This is a genomic window from Methylobacterium sp. ap11 (assembly GCF_900110515.1).
GTDB lineage: Bacteria > Pseudomonadota > Alphaproteobacteria > Rhizobiales > Beijerinckiaceae > Methylobacterium > Methylobacterium ajmalii.
This window is the reverse complement of record NZ_FOEB01000010.1, coordinates 41609-59762: the sequence shown is the minus strand read 5'-3', so window position 1 is coordinate 59762 and position 18154 is coordinate 41609. Positions and strand designations below refer to the sequence as shown.

The 18154-nt window shown below is 67.1% G+C and carries 14 protein-coding genes and 1 pseudogene; 2 read left to right on the top strand and 13 right to left on the bottom strand.

Annotated features, from left to right (window positions below; genetic code table 11):
- Positions 1-31: 31 nt before the first annotated feature.
- From BMX97_RS16385 to BMX97_RS16355, 7 genes are all read right to left on the bottom strand, one after another.
- Entirely contained in the window at positions 32-976 is a 945-nt protein-coding gene (locus BMX97_RS16385) for an amidohydrolase family protein (protein WP_210187642.1), read from the bottom strand.
- A gap of 8 nt (positions 977-984) precedes the next feature.
- Positions 985-1902, bottom strand: coding sequence for an SMP-30/gluconolactonase/LRE family protein (locus tag BMX97_RS16380; protein ID WP_091752221.1), 918 nt, complete (start codon positions 1900-1902; stop codon positions 985-987).
- A gap of 31 nt (positions 1903-1933) precedes the next feature.
- Entirely contained in the window at positions 1934-3208 is a 1275-nt protein-coding gene (locus BMX97_RS16375) for an MFS transporter (RefSeq protein ID WP_091752218.1), read from the bottom strand.
- A 99-nt stretch (positions 3209-3307) separates the two neighbouring features.
- Positions 3308-3982, bottom strand: coding sequence for an RraA family protein (locus tag BMX97_RS16370; protein WP_091752215.1), 675 nt, complete (start codon positions 3980-3982; stop codon positions 3308-3310).
- 236 nt (positions 3983-4218) lie between these two features.
- Positions 4219-5133, bottom strand: a complete 915-nt coding sequence (locus BMX97_RS16365) for a DUF1932 domain-containing protein (RefSeq protein ID WP_091752563.1) — start codon at positions 5131-5133, stop codon at positions 4219-4221.
- A 50-nt stretch (positions 5134-5183) separates the two neighbouring features.
- Complete coding sequence (locus BMX97_RS16360; RefSeq protein WP_091752213.1) at positions 5184-8225, bottom strand: D-2-hydroxyglutarate dehydrogenase YdiJ; 3042 nt, start codon at positions 8223-8225, stop codon at positions 5184-5186.
- Between the two features lie 18 nt (positions 8226-8243).
- Complete coding sequence (locus tag BMX97_RS16355; RefSeq protein WP_091752210.1) at positions 8244-9578, bottom strand: MFS transporter; 1335 nt, start codon at positions 9576-9578, stop codon at positions 8244-8246.
- A gap of 189 nt (positions 9579-9767) precedes the next feature.
- On the opposite strand from BMX97_RS16355, the gene BMX97_RS16350 reads away from it, so the two are divergent.
- Entirely contained in the window at positions 9768-10469 is a 702-nt protein-coding gene (locus BMX97_RS16350; RefSeq protein ID WP_091752207.1) for an IclR family transcriptional regulator, read from the top strand.
- A gap of 177 nt (positions 10470-10646) precedes the next feature.
- Here BMX97_RS16350 and BMX97_RS16345 read toward each other — a convergent pair.
- From BMX97_RS16345 to BMX97_RS16325, 5 genes and pseudogenes are all read right to left on the bottom strand, one after another.
- Positions 10647-12046, bottom strand: a pseudogene (locus tag BMX97_RS16345) (IS1182 family transposase).
- Positions 12047-12968: 922 nt separating this feature from the next.
- The gene (locus BMX97_RS16340) at positions 12969-13499 is read right to left on the bottom strand and encodes a VOC family protein (RefSeq protein WP_091752205.1); all 531 of its coding nucleotides are present in this window, start codon (positions 13497-13499) and stop codon (positions 12969-12971) included.
- Between the two features lie 105 nt (positions 13500-13604).
- Positions 13605-14453 (bottom strand): alpha/beta fold hydrolase, encoded by an 849-nt coding sequence (locus BMX97_RS16335; RefSeq protein ID WP_091752202.1) that lies wholly within the window; start codon positions 14451-14453, stop codon positions 13605-13607.
- 51 nt (positions 14454-14504) lie between these two features.
- Positions 14505-15329 carry an oxidoreductase gene (locus BMX97_RS16330; protein WP_091752199.1) on the bottom strand — a complete coding sequence of 275 codons (825 nt, stop codon included), beginning with the start codon at positions 15327-15329 and terminating at the stop codon, positions 14505-14507.
- On the bottom strand, positions 15326-16222 hold the full coding sequence (locus BMX97_RS16325; RefSeq protein ID WP_091752196.1) for an NAD(P)-dependent oxidoreductase: 897 nt from the start codon (positions 16220-16222) through the stop codon (positions 15326-15328). The genes BMX97_RS16330 and BMX97_RS16325 overlap by 4 nt, the downstream gene beginning before the upstream one ends.
- 169 nt (positions 16223-16391) lie before the next feature.
- Between BMX97_RS16325 and BMX97_RS16320 the strand changes: the two genes are divergently transcribed.
- A complete protein-coding gene (locus tag BMX97_RS16320) occupies positions 16392-17252 on the top strand; it encodes a LysR family transcriptional regulator (RefSeq protein WP_091752562.1) in 861 nt (286 codons plus the stop codon).
- A 129-nt stretch (positions 17253-17381) separates the two neighbouring features.
- Here BMX97_RS16320 and BMX97_RS16315 read toward each other — a convergent pair whose 3' ends face one another.
- A complete protein-coding gene (locus BMX97_RS16315; RefSeq protein ID WP_091752561.1) occupies positions 17382-17966 on the bottom strand; it encodes a DUF308 domain-containing protein in 585 nt (194 codons plus the stop codon).
- Positions 17967-18154: the final 188 nt, after the last annotated feature.

Sequence of the window (18154 nt, the reverse complement as noted above, 5' to 3'; positions counted from 1 at the left end):
AAGTCCTCCCACTGACAATTGGTGGCCGGGCTCAGAAACCGTAGAGCCGGGCCGGGTTCGTAACGAGGATCCTGGCCAGTACGGCCGGATCGGGCGCCCAGTCCGCCAGGAGGTCGAGAAGGCCGGCATCGTCGGGCTTGGCGTCGGCCGGCGCGGTCGGGTGTGGCCAGTCGGAGCCCCAGACCAGCCGCTCGGGCGCGAGCGCGACATAGGCGCGGGCGAGCCGGCCGCGATCGGCGTAAAAGGGCGGGCCGGACTTCGACAGGATGTAGGCGCCGGTGAGCTTGACCCAGGCGCCGCGGTTCCCAATCAGGTCGGCGATCACCCGGAAGGCCGGATGATCGGGCCCGGCGGGCTCGGGCAGGTGGCCCATGTGATCGAACACCACCGGGACCGGCAGTCGCTCCAGCACCTCACGCAGCTCGACGATCTTTTCGCCCTCGGAGACGAGCTGGATGTGCCAGCCGAGATCGGCGATCTTGCGGGCGACCGGTTCGAGATCGGTGATCGGGGCGCCCCCGGGCAGCCGCGTCCCGAAGCGCACGCCGCGGATGCCGGCCTCGTCGAGGCGGCGCAGCTCCTCCGGGGTGACGTTCGCGTCGAGCATCGCGACGCCCCGCGCCCTCGGCCCGAAGGCCTTCACCGATTCGACCAGCAGCCGGTTGTCGGTTCCGTAGGTCGAGGGCTGCACCACGACGTTGCGGGTGAGGCCGAGCCGACGCTGGAGCGCGCGGTAATCCTCGATGCTCGCATCCGGCGGTCGCAGCGTCGCGGCCGGTGCCGGGGGGAAGCGGGCATCGTAGATGTGGTGGTGGCAGTCGGTGGCGTTCGCCGGCACGGCGATCCGGGGCTTGTCGGTGCCCGCAGACCAGCGCCCGGCCTGCGCCGCGGCCGGCGTGCCGCCGAGAGCGAAGCCGGCCGCCAAAGAGCCGGTTGCTAGAAGCGCGAGGTGGTCGCGCCGCGTCATCGTGCTCATCGTCTCGCTCAGGCGTGGGAGAAGAGGGGCTGGCCGGGGGCCGGCATCGGGACCGCGAGGATGCTGCCGGTGGCGGATTCGGTGATGAACAGGGTCTTTCGATCGGGCCCGCCATACGCGACGTTGGTGGTCGAGATGCCGGCCGGCGACCTCACCCGCAGCAGCGGCTCGGCCACCGGCGACAGGCGCCAGATCGAGCCGAAGCCGGTATGGGCGACGATCAGGCAGCCTTCCTCGTCGAGCGCGATTCCGTCCGGCCCACCCATTCCACCATGAAGCTGCGCGAACACCCCGACCTTCGAGACCAGCCCGCTCGTCCCAAGCGGGATGCGCCAGATCTGCTGCGCCCGGGTCACCGCAACGAACAGGTTCTTCATCGCGGTGTCGACCACGATCCCGTTGGGGCTCGGCACGGTGTCGATCAGACAGGTCAGATCGCCGGAGGGGCGCAGGCGGTAGACCCGGCCGGTCGGGTCCTGGAGGCCGGTCTGGCCCTGGTCGGTGAAGTAGAGGTCGCCGTTCTCCGCGAAGGTCAGGTCGTTGACGCCCCGGAAACCCTCCGAGCCCGCGGTCTCAAGGAACGGCGTCACCGATCCCGCATCCGGATCGAGCAGCAGGAGGCCGTTCTTGTAGCAGGTGATGAAGATCCGCCCGTCGCGGTGGATCTTCAGACCGTTCGGCCAGCCGTCATACTCTGCGACGAGGTCCCAGGTTCCGTCCGGTGCGATCCGGAAGATGCGGCCATGCGGGATGTCGGTGACGTAGAGCCGGCCCTGCCGGTCGAAAACCGGACCTTCGAGGAAGGAATCGATCGCCTCGCCGCCCCGGTTGGCGTTGGCCCAGGCCGTGGGTTTCCGCGTGCGGTAGTGGTCCGGCAGGCGGGTGAAGATCTCGGCCGTGACGGCTGGCGGCGAACAGAAGAACATCGGGTGCCTCGAAAAGGTTGGGACCGCGCGATCAGGCCGGGACCGCCTGCGCTCGCACGGAGCGGGCATGCGAGCGGCTGATCACCACGACGCTGACGGCGGCCGCCAGGTCGAGGAGCGCTACCGGGAGAAGGCCCAGCGCGAAGCTGCCGGTCGCGGTCTTCACCAGGCCGACGACGTTCACCATCAGCCCGCCGCCGATCAGGTTGGCGATGGCGTTGATGCCGGCGAGCCCCGCCGCCAGGGTGCCGGCCGAGAGCCAGCCGGCCGAGAGCGCCCAGAACGGCCCCTTGAACGCGTAGGTGCCGACGAGGGCGAACGACACCGCGACGATCGTCATCGTGATGCCGCCCGCGAGGTTGAGGGCGGCGAGGCCGAGGCCAGCGAGCAGCAGCGGGATCGCGGTGTGCCAGGTACGCTCGGCCCGGCGGTCCGAGTGGCGGCCCCACAGGATCATCAGGACAGTGGCGATGCCGTAGGGCACCGAGTTGACGAAGCCGGTCTGGAGGTTGGTGAGCCCGAACGACTTGATGATCTGCGGCTGCCAGACCGAGAGCGTGCTGCCGGTGGCCGAGGCGCCGGCGCAGACCAGCGCCATGGTGAGGAAGTACTTGTTGCGCATCAGCCCCCAGAGCGAGATGTGGCCGACGGGGGTCTTGCCCGCCGCCTCCTCGGCGAGGCGGGAGACCAGCCAATCGCGCTGTGCGGGCTCGAGCCAGGTCGCGTCCTTCGGCTTGTCGGTCAGCACGAACAGGCAGGCGAAGCCGAGCAGCACCGTCGGCAGCCCCTCCAGCACGAACAGCCATTGCCAGCCCTTGAGACCGAACAGGCCGTGCAGCTCCAGCAGCGAGACCGAGAGCGGCGAGCCGAGGAAGGTGGCGAGCGGGATAGAGACCGTGAAGGTGGCGAGCACGCGGGCCCGGTACCGGCTCGGCAGCCAGTAGGTGAGGTAGAGGATCGCCCCCGGGAAGAACCCAGCCTCCGCCGCACCGAGCACGAAGCGCATGACGTACAGCGAGTGCGGCCCGGTCACGAGCGCCATGCCCATGGTGACGAGCCCCCAGGTGATCATGATCCGGGCGATCCAGCGTCGCGCCCCGACGCGCTGGAGCGCCAGGTTGCTCGGCACCTCGACCAGGAAGTACGAGATGAAGAACAGGCTCGCGGCGAAGCCGAACATCGCAGGCGTCAGCCCGAGATCCTGGTTCATCTGGAGGGCGGCGAAGCCCACGTTCACCCGGTCGAGCAGGGCGAAGAAGTAGCAGACCATCAGGAACGGCACGAGCCGGAGGATCACCCGGCGCATGGTCGTTGCTTCGAGGGTCTGCGGCTCGTCTGCTGTGGCGCTCACGTCCCGTCCTCCCGTCTGTCGATTTTTTGCCGTTTGTCTATTCTTGCTTGTCGGTCAGAGGCCTTCGCAGCCAGCCTTCTCGAGCTCGCGCTCGACCCACGAGCGGTCGACGGTGCCGGCCTTGATCGCCGCCATGGTCTTGGCCTCGCCCTGCTGCTTCTTGTCGGCCGCGGCGAAAACCTTTTCCGTGAGGTCGTACGGCACGCAGACGAAGCCGTCGTCGTCGCCGACGATCAGGTCGCCGGGCTCGATCACCATCCCGTCGATGGCGATCGTGCAGTTCACCTCGCCGGGACCGCTCTTGTAGGGCCCACGATGGGTCACGCCGGCGGCGTAGACCGGGAAGGAGTTCGCCTTGATCCAACCGAAGTCGCGGACGGCGCCGTGGACGATCACGCCCGCGCAGCCGACCTGGTGGGCATGCGAGAGCATGAGCTCGCCAAGGATCGCGTTGGTCAGGTCGCCGCCTGCATCGACGACGATGACGTCACCGGGCTTCACGCGGTTGAGGGCGGCATGGACCATCAGGTTGTCGCCCGGGCGCGCCTTGACGGTCAGAGCGACGCCGCAGAGCACGCCGCCGGCATGCATCGGCCGAAGCCGCGGCCCGCCATGCGTCATGCGCCCCATCGAGTCGCTGATGTTGGCGACCGCGATCGCCTTGAACTTCTCGACCGTGGCGGCATCAACCGTGCGGGCGCGGGGATGGATCTTGAAGCCGATAGACATGGAATTACTCCGGATGATGTGATGTTGGGGTCGCGTCGTTCATCCCACCCGCGACCTCATCCTGAGTTGTTGACCGATCAACGATTGGCCGAATTCGAAGGAGGGCTCCACGTATCATCGATAATTCTAGAGCTATCTTTCGATATCAATCCATCAAAGATGGATTTACGTCTCAGGATGAGGTGGAAAATCGGGATAAACTGCACTGGACATTCGGTCTCGCGCCGAGCGGCCGCTTACCCTTTGTCGGCAGACTTCAGGCCCGCCTTCTCGACCATCGCGTCCAGCGCCTCCTGATAGGTGGCGGGTACGATGCCCTTGAAATGGTCCTTCAGCCCCAGGCTCTCCTTCCAGCGCAGGCGCTGGGCGATCGCCCGAGCCATGATCGGCTCGACACCGGAATCGGCGACCGCCTCGGCCGACATCTCCAACTCCTCGGCCCGGCGCTTGGCGTGGATGACGCCCGACGGGGTCAGGCTCTTCACCGTATCCATCCAGGGACGGTCCAGGGTCTTGGAAGCCGAGGCGAGCACCACCTCGTCGATGCCGTACTGGCGGGCGGCGAGCAGCATCTCGTCGTGCAGGGCCTCGATGCCCTTGATCAACACCGAGCGCAGGATCTTGATGCCGGACGCCGTGCCGAGCACCGGACCCATGAAGGCGATCTGCATGCCCCAGGGCACCAGCAGATCGCGCACCGGCTCGCCGGCCGGGCCGCTCGACAGCATGCGCATGGAATAGCCGTGAAGCGGCGTACCCTCGATCGCACCGTCGCCGAGGAGCGCGCCGGTGGCCGACAGCCGCTCGGCGACGCCCTGCTTCACCTTCGGGGTGGCGGAGGCGAAGTCGAGGAAGGTGTGCCGGTTCGTCAGCACCGGCGCGAAAGCCTCGGCGCTCTCGAGCGAGGAGACGCCCGGCGTCACGCTCACGATCAAGTCGGCGGCCTCGGCGAGTTCGGCGTTCGAGCGCACCAGGGTGACGCCGGCCTCCCGCGCCCGGCCCTGGATCAGGTCGGCATAGGGCCCCTCGAAGGCGTACTTGTCGTAGCAGGCGATGTGCTCGAGGCCGGCCCCGCGCAGGCCGGCACCGAGGGTGCTGCCAATCTCGCCGTAGCCGACGAGGCCGAACCGAAATTGCGTGCGCTCCGTCATGTTGGATTCCTGCATGATAAGCTCCTCTGATGTCGGGGTCAGTGCGCCGCTCACCTAAGGCGGGGCACGGGGATCTCGGTCGCGAGGCGGTCGCGCAGGATCTCGACTGGGTGAGGCAGCCGCACGCCGTCGACGATCTTGGCTTGCGAGCGGCAGGAATAGCCGTCGGCGAGGAGGCGGCCGGTCCCGCCCTTCTCGGCCACGGGCTTCGCCCAGCTCAGGGCGTAGATGCGCTCGGAGGTCGCCCGGTTTTCGGCCTCGTGACCGTAGGTGCCGGCCATGCCGCAGCAGCCCGAGGGCAGGACCGCGAGTGTCAACCCAAAGGCCTGGAAGACCCGCGTCCAGGCGGCCACGGCGAGTGGCGCGGTCGCCCGCTCGGTGCAGTGCGGCAAGAGCCCGTAGGGTTCTCCGTCTGGAACAGCCACGCCGGCATCAAGGCGCGCGGCGAGCCATTCCTGCACCAGCACGACCTGCGGCAGGTCGCGTCCCGGCAGAGCCTGCTTGTACTCGGAGCGGTAGGTGAGGGTCATCGACGGATCGAGACCAACGAGGGGCACGCCGGTCGCGGCGATCCGGCAGAGACCCTCGGCGTTCCGTGCCGCGACCCGCTCGAACGCCCCCAGGAAGCCGTGGACGTGCAGTGGCTTACCGTTCGGGCGGAAGGGCGCGAGCCAGGGCCGGATGCCCAAGCCCAACAGCAGGTCGAGGAGCGCCAGCAGGACCGGCGTGTCGTAGTGGCTCGTGAAGGCGTCCTGCACCACGATCACGCTCGATAGCCGCTCGGCCGGCGAGAGCCGCGCCAGGATCTCCGCATCGGCTAAGGCCACGCCGCGCCGCGCCGTCTCGCGCCCGAGATCGAGCCCGGACAGGACCGGTGCGTGAACGAGGCCGACCGCCCTCCCCGCCCCGAGCGCCATCGCGGCATTGACAAGACGCGGGGCCCTGGCGAGCCAGGGCGCGAGCGGCTCCAGCGCCGCGATGGCATGATGGCGAAGTGGCCGCAGGTAGCGGCCGTGATAGAGTTCGAGGAACTTCGCCCGGAAGGTCGGGACGTCGACCTTGATCGGGCACAGGCCCGTGCATGACTTGCAGGCCAGGCACCCGGCCATCGCCTCGTGCACGTCGTGCGAGAAGTCGTTGTCGCGCCGCCGCAGGGTGGCGGCGAGGCGGGCCGGGAACCCGCGCCAGCCCGGGTTAGCGCGGAGCGCGCGCGCCTCCGCCAGCGGATCGATCCCCTGGGCGGCGAGCCGGCGCAGCCACTCGCGCATCAGCTGGGCGCGGCCCTTCGGCGAGTGCCGGCGCTCGCGCGTGCCCTTCCAGGACGGGCACATCGCCTCGTCGGGGTCCCAGGAAAAGCAGGCGCCGTTGCCGTTACAGTGCAGGGCCTCGTCGTAACCCGCCCGCATCTCGGCCGGGATCGTCCGATCGTATCCGCCCTTGGTCGGCACGCCGTCGATGGTGAGCAGCGCAGCCCCCTCCGGCGCCGCGATCTTCCCCGGGTTGAACTGGTTCCTCGGATCGAAGGCGGCCTTCACCGCCTGGAGCACCGGGTAGAGCGGGCCGAATACCTGCGGCGAGAACTCGGAGCGCACGCCCTTGCCATGCTCGCCCCAGAGAAGGCCGCCATGGGCTTGCGTCAGCCCGACGACCTCCTCTGTGACTGCGCGCACCAGGGCTTCGGCTCCAGGCGCCTTCATGTCGATCACCGGGCGGACGTGGAGCACGCCCGCATCGACGTGACCGAACATGCCGTAGTCGAGGCCGTGCCGGTCGAGAACGGCCCGGAACTCGGCGATGAAGTCGGCGAGGTTCTCCGGCGGAACCGCCGTGTCCTCCACGAAGGCGATCGGGCGCGCCTCGCCCTTCTGGTTGCCGAGAAGGCCGACCGCCTTCTTGCGCATGGTCCAGATGCAGCTGACATCGGCTCCAGCCCGCGCCACAGTGTAGCCGCGCCGTCCTACGGCCGGTCCGTTTGCGTCGAGCGTGGCGGTGAGGCGGGCGAGCGCAGTGACGACCTCCTCCTCGCTGCCGCCGACGAACTCGACGAGGTTGACGCCGCGGGCCCGCTCGCCCTCATCTTCGGGGAAGAAGGCGGCGACGCCGTCCCAGATCGGATCGCCCTGAGCCAGCGCCAGCACCTTCGAATCGACGGTCTCGATCGAGGCCGGCGCGAGATCGGCGAGTGTCCGCGCGTCGCGCAAGGCCGCGTCGAAGCTGCTGTAGCGCAGGATGACCAGGGCCACATGGCTCGGCAGCGGCAGGACGTTGAGCGTGGCCTCCGCCAGGAAGCCGAGCGTGCCCTCCGAGCCGCACAGGACCGCGTTGAGGTCGAAACGCCCGTCGGCGCGCCGGATATGGGCGAGATCGTAGCCAGTGAGGCAACGGTTCAGGGGCGGGAAAATCCCGGCGATCAGCGCGGTGTTCTCGCACTCGATCCGGTCGACCTCGCGGTGGATGGCCCCGGCCCGGTCGGGCCGCGCCTGCACCACCGCGAGCTCCGCATCATCGAGAGGCTCGGAGTGCCAGACCGTGCCGTCGGAGAGGATCGTGGTCAGGGCCAGCACGTGGTCGCGGGTCTTGCCGTAGAGGCACGAGCCCTGGCCGCAGGCGTCGGTCGAGATCATGCCGCCGATCGTGGCGCGGTTCGAGGTCGAGAGCTCGGGAGCGAAGAACAGCCCGTGGGGTTTGAGCGCCGCGTTGAGCTGGTCCTTAACCACGCCTGCCTCGACCCGGACCGTGCGGGCTTGCGGATCGATCGCCAGGATCCGGTTCATGTGCCGCGACAGGTCGACCACGATCCCGTCGGTGAGGGACTGGCCGTTGGTGCCGGTGCCCCCACCCCGGGGCGCGATCCGCATCGCGGTGAAGCGGTCCTCGGAGAGCAACCTGGCGATCCGCACGAGGTCGTCGCGGTCTCGCGGGAAGGCGATCGCCTGCGGGACGAGTTGGTAGATCGAGTTGTCGGTCGCCAGCACAGTGCGGTCAGACTGCAAAAGCGACAGGTCTCCGGCAAAGCCCCGCACACGCAATTCGGCACAGAAGGTCGCGTGGAGCGGTGCGGTCTCGGGCCCGGGTGCGAGGCGCGGGATCATGGAGGCCAACCTCTCGGATCAGGCCGCGACCGCGACGGCCAAGTCGGCGCGGCGGCCCCTCCGGCCAAAGGCGAGCATCAGGACCGCACCGGCGAGCAGGCAGGCGCCGACGGCGACGAGCGGCGCGGTGAACCCGCCCGTGAGGTCACGCACGAGACCGATCATGTACGGCCCGGCAAAGCCGCCGAGATTGCCGATCGAGACGATCATGGCGATCCCGCCGGCCGCCGCCCGTCCAGTGAGGAAGCTCGACGGCACAGCCCAGAAGGTGGCGACGAACGCGTTGATGCCCATCACCGCCAAGCAGAGCGCCGCGATGGTAGGGACCGGCATCGGGGTAAAGGCGCTCGCCACCAGCGCCGCCGCACCGACGAAGAGCGAGATCGCCGGGTAGATCGTCCGGTCGCTGCCGCGATCCGACATCCGGCCCCACACCACCATCGCCACCGCGCCGCAGACATAGGGGATCGCGGTCACTACGCCGACGAGGGAGGTGGCCAAGCCCAACTGCTTGATGATCTGCGGCAGCCACAGGCCGATGCCGAGCGAGCCGACGATGGCGCAGAAGTTGATGCAGGCGAGCATCAGGACGCGCCAGTTCCGCAACGCCTGGGCCAGCGTCATCTTGTGCTTCTGCTCGATCGCGGCCTTCTCGGCCGCGAGCTTGGCGACGAGGGCGTCGCGCTCCGCCGGCGACAGCCAGGCCGCCTTCTCGGGCCGGTCGGTCAGAACGTAGAGGCAGGCGATGCCCAGAGCCACCGCCGGCACCGCCTCGAGAACCAAGAGCCACTGCCAGCCCTTGAGACCGAGCCCTTCGAGCTGGATCAGCGCGCCGGAGATCGGCGAGCCGACGATGTTGGCGACCGGGATGCCGAGCAGGAACAGGGCGGTGGCGCGGGCTCGCACCGCGGAGGGGAACCATAGGCTTAGGTACAGGAACACGCCAGGCACGAACCCGGCCTCGCCCAGGCCCAAGAGGAAGCGCGCGATGCCGAACTGCACCGGGCCTGTGACGAAGGCGGTCGCCGCCGAGACCAGCCCCCAGGTGATCATGATCCGGGCGATCCAGAACCGGGCCCCGACGCGCATCATGATCAGATTGCTTGGGATCTCGGCGATAAAATAGCCCAAGAAGAACAGGCCAGCGCCGACGCCGAAGGCCGTCGCCGAGAGACCGATATCCTTGTTCATCGTCAGCGCGGCGAAGCCGACATTCACGCGGTCGAGGTAGCTGATCACGTAGCAGACGAAAAGGAACGGCAGGATGCGCCACATCATCTTGCGATGCAGCACCTGCTCATCGACCAAGTCCGGCGGCGTGAAATCCGGCCGTGCCGGTCCTGCCCGTGTCATGACGCTTGCTCCCTACCGTTTTGCAACGGCGTTTCATTTTGAGTAGCGTTATCGTATGGACGGGTCAAGCGTGCCGAATCCAGCGTGGATGCCGCAGGGGGGAGCGTCAGGGCTGACGGTTTGGCGGCGGCGCGCCGCGCCGCTAAGGGAGGCGACTGCCAGCCCTCGAGACCGGTGAGCGTGAGACGAATGTCGAAAGAGGCCCGACCGAGACCCAAGCTCGAAGGCGTCGCCTCGGCCGAGCGGGTGCTGACCGTCCTGACCGCGTTCCAGCGCGGCGACGACGCGCTCGAACTCAACGAGCTCGCCCGGCGCACGGAGCTCGTGAAGAGCACCATCATGCGGCTGTGCATCTCGCTCGAGAGGTTCGGCCTCATCGAGCGGCTGGACGACGGACGCTATCGTCTTGGCGTCGAGGCGGCGCGGATCGGCTCGGTCTACCAGCAATCCTTCGCGCTGGAGGAACGGGTGGTGCCGGTGCTGGAGCGCCTGGCCGCCGAGTCGATGGAGACGGCCTCGTTCTATATTCGCCGCGGCAATCAGCGGCTGTGCCTGTTCCGGGCCGACTCGCCCTATCCTCTGCGCATGAACGTCCGGCCGGGGGACATGCGGCCGATGGACCAATCGGCCATCGCCCAGGTGCTGGCAACCTTCGGCGATCGGGTGGACCCGGCAGCGGCGCCCGAGCTGCCGCTCTACACCTCAGGGATCACCGATCCGCACGTCGCATCCATGGCGATGCCTATCTTCGGTGCCGGACGCCGGCTGATCGGAGCCCTCGCGCTGTCCGGCCCGTCCTCACGCCTCAGCATCGAGCGGGCCAGTCTCCTGGCGCCGAGGTTACGTGACGCCGCCGAGCGCCTTTCGACCGAACTGGGGGCGCAGATGTAAAGCGAGGTACGGCCGACCGTTAACGTCGCCGCAGCGAAGGTCCGGATTGTGCTGCCTTCCGGACATGGGCGCCAAGGGGGCGGAGGAGCGGCTTCGGATTCAGGCCGTGTGAGAACGCGGTTTTGGTGGTTAAGTAGCTGAGCGAGCGCTTGCATCGAACACGCGTACACGGGTGGGTTACGCCCGGATCGCCGAAATCTGTGTTCCAACCCCAACGATCTGAATCGTCCACTTCATGTTGAAGGCGTACCCTGCAGGCACATCTCGGTTCTGACCTTTGCCAGCGTACGGGTCAGGAAGTGGGTAGCACCCATCCAGGCCTTCGTCGTGACGAACGGATGCTCCACGGTCTGGAGACGGATCGGCACTGCGTCCTGCATCCGGTCGAGCCGCTGCTGCATCGCATTGAGCACGCCCTCGTGCACCCAGCGCTTGACCCGCCTCGTCTTGGCAGATGTGCAGCGTGGTTTCCGGCGTGCAGTCCGCGCAAGCTGCCGGGTTACAATAGTGGTCCATGGCGTCATCATCGGCCCGGCGGTCAGACCGGCCCCTGTAGTCAAGTGCTGGCCGGCGGGGCAAGTGTAATAGTCCTTCTCGGCATCGTAAATAAAATCTTGTCCTGTAAAGAGTCCGAGCTTGTCGCGGCCCGAGTGAGGGTCTTGGCCACGCACGGCGGAAGACCGGTGTCTTCACACGCCGGGACTCGACCCCCGTTGAGGTAGCTCCGGTCAGCCAGCACCGTGAGCGTGGCGCATCCCGTCGCCTCTTGAGCCAGCAGCCCCAGCGGGACGAGCTGGGCGCGGTCGCTGCCGACGTTGGTCACGGCGTGGTTAACCATCAGCTCATGCTCGGCATCGACCGCCGCCTGAACGTTGTAGCCGACAATCCCAGTTCCCCTGCCGCTGGTGGCCATCGAGCGAGCATTGGGGTCGGTCAACGAAACCTGATGACGCATCGCTTGCCGATTCTTCATCTGCTCGCTTAGAGCGGCGATCTTCTCAGTGATCCGTGCCGTTCGTGCCTCGGCAACGTCACTCGGCTGGCGGTCGGCCCGGTCCAGGGCGGCAAGATAGCGCGCGATGCTCGCCTCGACCTGAGCCAAGCGTTCCTCGACCTTTGCGACCGTGAAGTTCTTGTCGCGATTGTTGACAGCCTTGAGCTTGCTGCCGTCGATCGCGACCACCGCCTTGCTGAACAGGTTCAGGCGACGGCACAGGACGACGAACTGTGCGCAGGTGGCCTGGATCGCCGGCCCATTGTTCTTGCGGAAGTCGGCCAAGGTCTTGAAGTCGGGCATCAGCCGGCTGGCCAGCCACATCAACTCGATGTTGTGCTGGGTCTCGCGTTCGAGACGGCGGCTCGAGGGGACGCGGTTGAGGCAGATCTTGAGCAGCGTCGCCGGATCGTAGGCCGGTCGCCTCAGGCACGACTCTGGCAAACCCCAGGGTGGCGAGATCAAGCTCGTCGACGAAGACGTCGACGAGGCGGATCAGGTTGTCCGCCGCCACGTAATCATCGAGGCATTGAGGCAGAAGCGTGCTTTGGCGACGGTCCTCACCGGCCATGAAGCGAGCCATCCCAACTACTAAGATCGGTGACAAGCTTCGCAGATCACGGCGTTTTCCCGCAGCCTTGGTCACAGGCGGTCTTCCGAATGGAGCCGCTGGAATGGCCTCTTAGAGCATCTTCCGACGAAGTGGATGCCGGTTCGTCGACGAAAATGCGGCAAAATCAAAAACCTAGAGAGCTTCGCGATTGCAACGCGATCGTGAAGCGCTCTAGCTTCCAAAAGCTGCCGTCGGCATGGCGTGGCGGGTCCGGGCGGCTACTACATCATCATGAGCAGGTACGTGGCCATGCCTCGGCGGACCTGAGCCACACCTCCAACGAACATGCAGACGGTTGCCAGCTGAAATCTCGACACTGCCCTCTGTCAGCATGCCGCCTTTTTAGTATGCGCAACTTCCGGACCTCCGTTTGGAGTTACTTCTAGAGCCACACATCATCCGGCAGCGGACCTTTCGATCTTACCTGTCCTGCTTTCTCCTCCATCACTCACCCAATCTTGACCTAAGGACCTGCTGAACTCGTAAGAATAGATCCGGCACAGCTCCGGTCGGTCCACCCCCACGACTTTGCATTCGACGTGCCGCAGTCACATCCTGCAGCCATCTGACGTAGGGGCCGACCCGCGCTGGAGTATGGCCCTGATCCGAACTGGCTCTGGCCCGGTTTGTGGCCCCGGGGCCCCGGCAAGCTCTCCCCGCCTGGCCAATACTCTCGGTGGACTACGCGCCCCAGACGTGTACGGAATTCGCCGCTGGCAGCGCATCGCGGCATGAGGCACGGGCTGGAGTAGCTCAAGCTCGCCCGGAAGGGTGACGGCCGGCGCGGTCGATGAGGCATGGCGGCCGGCGCGGCCGGGCTCTCGCTAGATCGTCCGACTCCGTGACGGCTTCGCAGCGACTGATCTGATGCGGCTTCCTTCTCGCGCCCTGCTCAGTCCTCGTCCTGCCATCTCCGCAGATCCGTCTGGTCGTGATAGGCCATGCGGGCGGGTGTGGTGATGAACTCGATCGTCGTGCCCCAGGGCATACGGCAGTAGCAGACCTTGTTCCCCGGACCTTTTTCGGTCGCATAGGGAATGGCTCGTGGCGTGGTCAAGGGCGTGCCGCCCGCCCTCTCGAAGCGCGCGACCGACGCGTCGATATCGTTGGTGTAGAGCGCGAAATGCGTGAGGCCGAAGTCGCTCGCCCGGATCGGCGGGGCCTGTTCGGGACCGTGCATCTCGAACAGCTCGATGTCGGGGCCGGTTCCGAGCTTGACCATCGCCTGGGCGCGAACGACCGTTCCGGGGGATGCCCCGACCGCCCGCTCGAAGTCCGGTCCCTGCCGCGGCGGATCCTGCGGTCCGAAGGACTGGTAGATCACCTGGCCGCCGAAGGCGTCCACCAGGAACGATATTGCCGCTTCGATGTCGGGTACAGTGATGCCGATATGATTGACGCCGCGGATGACGGGTGCGGACATAACAGCCTCCTCTCTCAGCTGGTTCGATCGGCCGCGGCTTCGCGAACGGGCTCTGCTCGGAGGATCGCGGCCGGCTTGGCCCGCATTCTTTCGCGGGCGCCAATTTCAGGTGGCTTTGAGGAAATCGATCAGGGCGGCCGCGACCTCGTGCGGCCGCTCATCGGCGACATAGTGGCTGCACCGTGCGATCGCGCAGCCCGTTACATGGCTGGCGAACTCTCGCAGCATCGGCACCATCTGCGCCCCGAAGCGCCGATCTCCACCGAGGCCTAGCACCGGGATCGCGAGCGGCCGCTTCTTGTACGCGAGGGCAGCCGCGTGATCGGCGGCGAGGGTGCGATACCATTCCATACCGCCGCGGGTGCGGCCAGGCAGCGCCATGGCCTTCGCGTAGATCTCGATATCCGCCGGATCGAAGGTGCTGTGGTCGTAGAACCGCTCAGCCATGAAAGCCGATACGTAGTCATGTTCGCGGCCGTGGATCAGGCGCTCGGGCAGATCACGGTTCATGTGAAAACCGAAGTGCCAGAGTCTCGCGGTCGTCGCCTCCCACCCGCTCCAGCCGGGAAGCGGCACGTCGAGCACGGCCAGGTGCGTGACCGCCTCCCGGTAGAGCGCAGCCTGTGGCAGCGCCACCATACCGCCGATGTCGTGTCCGCACACCGCATAGCGCCCATGCCCAAGGGCGGCCATGACCTCGTGCGCATCGCGCGCCATCGTTGCCTTATCGTAGCCGTCGAGCGGACAGTCGGAGAAGCCCGCCCCGCGCAGGTCGATGGCCACCACGCTGAAATGCTCGGCCAGCAGCGGCATCACGTGATGCCATTCCCACCAGGTTTCGGGCCAGCCGTGAAGTAGAAGGATCGGCGGGCCGGCGCCCCCGCTAACGGCGTTGAGCGTGATGCCGTTCGCCGGCACGAGTTGCTGGGTGAATCCCTGCAAGGTTGCGATCATGATCGCACTCCGGTCGGATGGTGGGGTTGGAGCAGCGCGGACGGGCGGCGCTTAGGGCTGGTCGAAATCCGTAGCGATCGAGATATCGCGCCAGGCGTCGATGTCGCTGCGGAAGGAAGCCAGCTTCCGCTCGGCGATCGCGTGCGCGACCGGGCCGAGCGGCAGATGAAGCGGCGCCTCGTCGGCGTCGACCGCCCGCAGGATCACCGCAACGGCCTTGTCGGGATCGCCGGCCTGGTTGCCGTCGCCGGTCTCGCGATAGTGCCTGCGCGAGCTCGCCGCGTAGTCCGGCATCTCACTCGCGGCCATGGTGATCGAGCGGCCGAGAAAATCGGTGCGGAACGGCCCAGGCTCAACGATCAGCACGCGGATGCCGAAGGGCTTCAACTCGCCCGCGAGCGCCTCAGACACGCCTTCCACCGCGAACTTGGCGGCATTGTAGTAGCCCCCTCCGCCACCGCCCGCGATGCCGGCGGCGGAGGACATATTGACGATCGTCCCGCCCGTGCGCCGCAGGACGGGCAGGGCGGCTCGGGTCGTCTCGATCAGGCCGAAGACGTTCACCTCGAACATCGCTCGATATTCCTCGGGCGTGCTCTCCTCGATCGCGCCGTACAGCCCATAGCCGGCATTGTTCACCAGCACATCGAACCCGCCGAAGGTCTCGACGGCCTTCGCTACCGCTGACCTCGCGGCCGTCGCATCCGTCACGTCGAGCGGCAGCGCGATCATGCGGCTCGCGAAGGGGGCTGCCATCTCTTCGATCGACCGGACGATGCGCGCGGTCGCAACGACCTGATCGCCGCGCTTTGCTGCGGCCAGGGCAAGACACCGACCAAACCCGCTCGAGCAGCCGGTGATGAGCCAAGTTTTCATCGCGTCTTCTCCGTCGTCCTTTCGAGCGACGCCACGCTGCCGCCGCGAACTGTCATCTCGGCGATGATCGACCAGTCCTTCTCACCGAGGCCCGCCGAGACTGCTTTGCCGAGCTCCTCGCGGACGGCTTCCAGCATCGGGAGCGTGCGTCCGACCGCGTTGCCGGCCTCGGCCGCCAGGCGCATGTCCTTAAGGGCGAGCCTGGCTCTGAACCCGGGCTCGAATGACCGCTCCGCAATCTGCGCGCTGTAGCCCTCGTAGGCGCGGCCCGAAAACAGGGTGGCCAGGATGAGTTCGAAGAAGTCCGCACGGTCGAGGCCGACGCTCTCGGTCAGCACGACCCCCTCGGCCATCGCCTCGATGGCCATGGCGATCATCATGTTGCAGGCGAGCTTCGCCGCATTCGCCCGGGCGGGGTCCTCCCCCAGTTTCCAGACCTTCTTGCCGAGGGGGGCAAGCAGCGGCTCGATGGCCGCGACAGCCTCGGTTTTCCCGGCCGCCAAGATGTTGAGCTGGCCCCGCGCCGCAACGTTCGGCCGACCGAGGACCGGTGCAGACACGTAGCCGAGGCCCGCCTCTTCGTGCAGGCGTCCCAGGTCCCGCGCGAAAGCGACCGAGATCGTCGAAGAGACGATGTGCGTCAGCCCTGGTCGCGCGCTCGCCAGCAGGCCGGCATCGAGAATCACCTTCCGGATGGCCGGGTCGTCGGGCAACATCGTGAAGACTGCGTCGGCCTCAAAGGCATTAGCCGGGAGCTCGACCAGCGTCACGCCGGGAATGCTCTCCTTGGCGATCTTGCTCCGGTTCCAGGCCCGCACGTCGTGGCCGGCCTTCACCAGGTTCAGGGCCATCGCCGAGCCCATGCTGCCGAGACCGACGAACCCGATCTGCATGATCTGTCTCCTGTCGTTCGGATGTGAGCCCGAGCCACCAACCCGATGGATCCGGGGATCCGCGGGAGGACGCCTCCCCCCCGGCGGTGACACCAATCTAGATACTTAGATTTGTTCTTTAACTGACATGATTGTACTCTCCGCGTTCATTTTCGTACGGATGGTCGCGATGGAGTGGAGTGACGTCAGAATCTTTCTTGCCATCGCGCGATCCGGCACGCTCGGCGGCGCCGCGCGTTCCCTCCAGACGAGCCACCCGACCGTCGGCAGGCGCCTGCGCGCCCTCGAGCAGGCTATCGGTCACACGCTCTTCCAGCGCACGGCGGACGGTCTCGTTCTGACCGACGAGGGCCACGGGATCATCGCGCTGGCCGAGCAGATGGAAGAAGGCGCGCTCGCCATGCAGCGCCGGCTCGCGGGGCGGGAGCAGAATCTCAAAGGCAGCCTGCGTATTTCGTCGGCGGACTGGTTCGGGGCCTATGTCCTCCCTCCGATCCTGGCGGATTTCGCGAAGGCCTACCCCCATGTCGACGTCGAGATCCTGACAGGCACGCGTCTGTTCAACCTGGCCCAGCGAGAGGCGGACGTCGCTTTTCGCATCGTTCCGTTCGACACGGCGGATGTCGTTCAGCGGCGGCTCTTCAGGCTCGAATACGGTGTCTACATCGCCGAGGAGACGCCTGATCCCACTTTTGGCGATGGGACCGGCTTCCGGCTGATCACCCACGACACATCGACGGGTCAGTTTCCCGACATCGCGTGGCTCATCGAGTGCTTCCCGAACGCGAGACCGGTCCTGCGATCGAACAACCGCAACGTCCAGGGGCGCATGTGCAGGCAGGGCGTCGGCATCGCCGTCCTGCCGCGCGTAGTCGGCGATCAGATCCCGGGTATCCGCAACCTTGACATGCCGACGCCGCCGCCGGCGCGAGACATCTGGATGGGGTATCACCGGGACCTACGGCGCCTGCAGCGTCTTCGTGCATTCATCGCGACCGTGTCGGACCATCTGGTGAATGCGACCGCGTGATGGCGACATAGTGCGCGCCACCACTTCGGGACCACTGGCTCGCGACAGGAATGGCCCATCGACGCTGTGAAAAAGATAAGGGTACGGACGACAACGCTGGTTCGAGAGCGCCGCCGGCGCCGCGCAGGATCATGCGGTGCGTTCCGTCGTTCCCTTCCGCGCTCGCACGACGGTCAACCACACGGCCGAGACCAGGAAGTAGAAGGCACCGAACGCGGCGTAGGGCGCAATGTCCATGATCTCGGGCGTCACGGCACCGTTCGCCTTTACGATGAAATGGGTACCCGCGAGGGCTGATTGCGCGCCGCTCAGCGCCATCGCCCATTGGGCACCGGCCTGCCAGCGCCGCACGCCGGTCGCGAGCTGGAGCAGGCCGGAGAGGATCGCCCAGACCCCGAACACCGCCAGCACCGCGTGCAGACCCCATCCGAGCGCGACCGCGACCGCGACCGCGACCGCGACGACGGTGCTGGCCGCCGCGTTGAGGACCTGGCTGGGATTGGCGATGAAGCCGCCGCTGCGGCGCGCATCGATGACGTTGGCGACGGCGTCCCAGGCGGGATAGGCGACCAGGAGCGCCGCCGCGGCCGGCGGCACGGTCCTGCCGATGGTGAACGCCGCCGCGACCCAGCCGACTGACACCCCGGCACGGAGGAAGTAATAGGAGCTCAGCCAGCGCGAAGCGTCACGGCCGGATTGTTGGATGGTCGTCATCGGCTTTCCCTTCGGGTGCGCGGCGCGGCGGAGGATGCGGAACTTGGGCAAACCCAAGTTCCGTGGGGGATCGGGGCGACGGACCATCACGCGGCGGACCCGGCGCTTCGCACGCCGGGCTTCGTGATAGCGGCGTCTTTTCAGAGAGATGCGCGGCGCTTCGGAAGGCAGGTTTACGATCGGACGCC

Coding starts and splice junctions, on each gene's coding strand:
- BMX97_RS16385 (WP_210187642.1), bottom strand. CDS start 976: ATGAGCACGATGACGCGGCGCGACCACCTCGCGCTTCTAGCAACCGGC.
- BMX97_RS16380 (WP_091752221.1), bottom strand. CDS start 1,902: ATGTTCTTCTGTTCGCCGCCAGCCGTCACGGCCGAGATCTTCACCCGC.
- BMX97_RS16375 (WP_091752218.1), bottom strand. CDS start 3,208: ATGCGCCGGGTGATCCTCCGGCTCGTGCCGTTCCTGATGGTCTGCTAC.
- BMX97_RS16370 (WP_091752215.1), bottom strand. CDS start 3,982: ATGTCTATCGGCTTCAAGATCCATCCCCGCGCCCGCACGGTTGATGCC.
- BMX97_RS16365 (WP_091752563.1), bottom strand. CDS start 5,133: ATGACGGAGCGCACGCAATTTCGGTTCGGCCTCGTCGGCTACGGCGAG.
- BMX97_RS16360 (WP_091752213.1), bottom strand. CDS start 8,225: ATGATCCCGCGCCTCGCACCCGGGCCCGAGACCGCACCGCTCCACGCG.
- BMX97_RS16355 (WP_091752210.1), bottom strand. CDS start 9,578: ATGACACGGGCAGGACCGGCACGGCCGGATTTCACGCCGCCGGACTTG.
- BMX97_RS16350 (WP_091752207.1), top strand. CDS start 9,768: ATGTCGAAAGAGGCCCGACCGAGACCCAAGCTCGAAGGCGTCGCCTCG.
- BMX97_RS16340 (WP_091752205.1), bottom strand. CDS start 13,499: ATGTCCGCACCCGTCATCCGCGGCGTCAATCATATCGGCATCACTGTA.
- BMX97_RS16335 (WP_091752202.1), bottom strand. CDS start 14,453: ATGATCGCAACCTTGCAGGGATTCACCCAGCAACTCGTGCCGGCGAAC.
- BMX97_RS16330 (WP_091752199.1), bottom strand. CDS start 15,329: ATGAAAACTTGGCTCATCACCGGCTGCTCGAGCGGGTTTGGTCGGTGT.
- BMX97_RS16325 (WP_091752196.1), bottom strand. CDS start 16,222: ATGCAGATCGGGTTCGTCGGTCTCGGCAGCATGGGCTCGGCGATGGCC.
- BMX97_RS16320 (WP_091752562.1), top strand. CDS start 16,392: ATGGAGTGGAGTGACGTCAGAATCTTTCTTGCCATCGCGCGATCCGGC.
- BMX97_RS16315 (WP_091752561.1), bottom strand. CDS start 17,966: ATGACGACCATCCAACAATCCGGCCGTGACGCTTCGCGCTGGCTGAGC.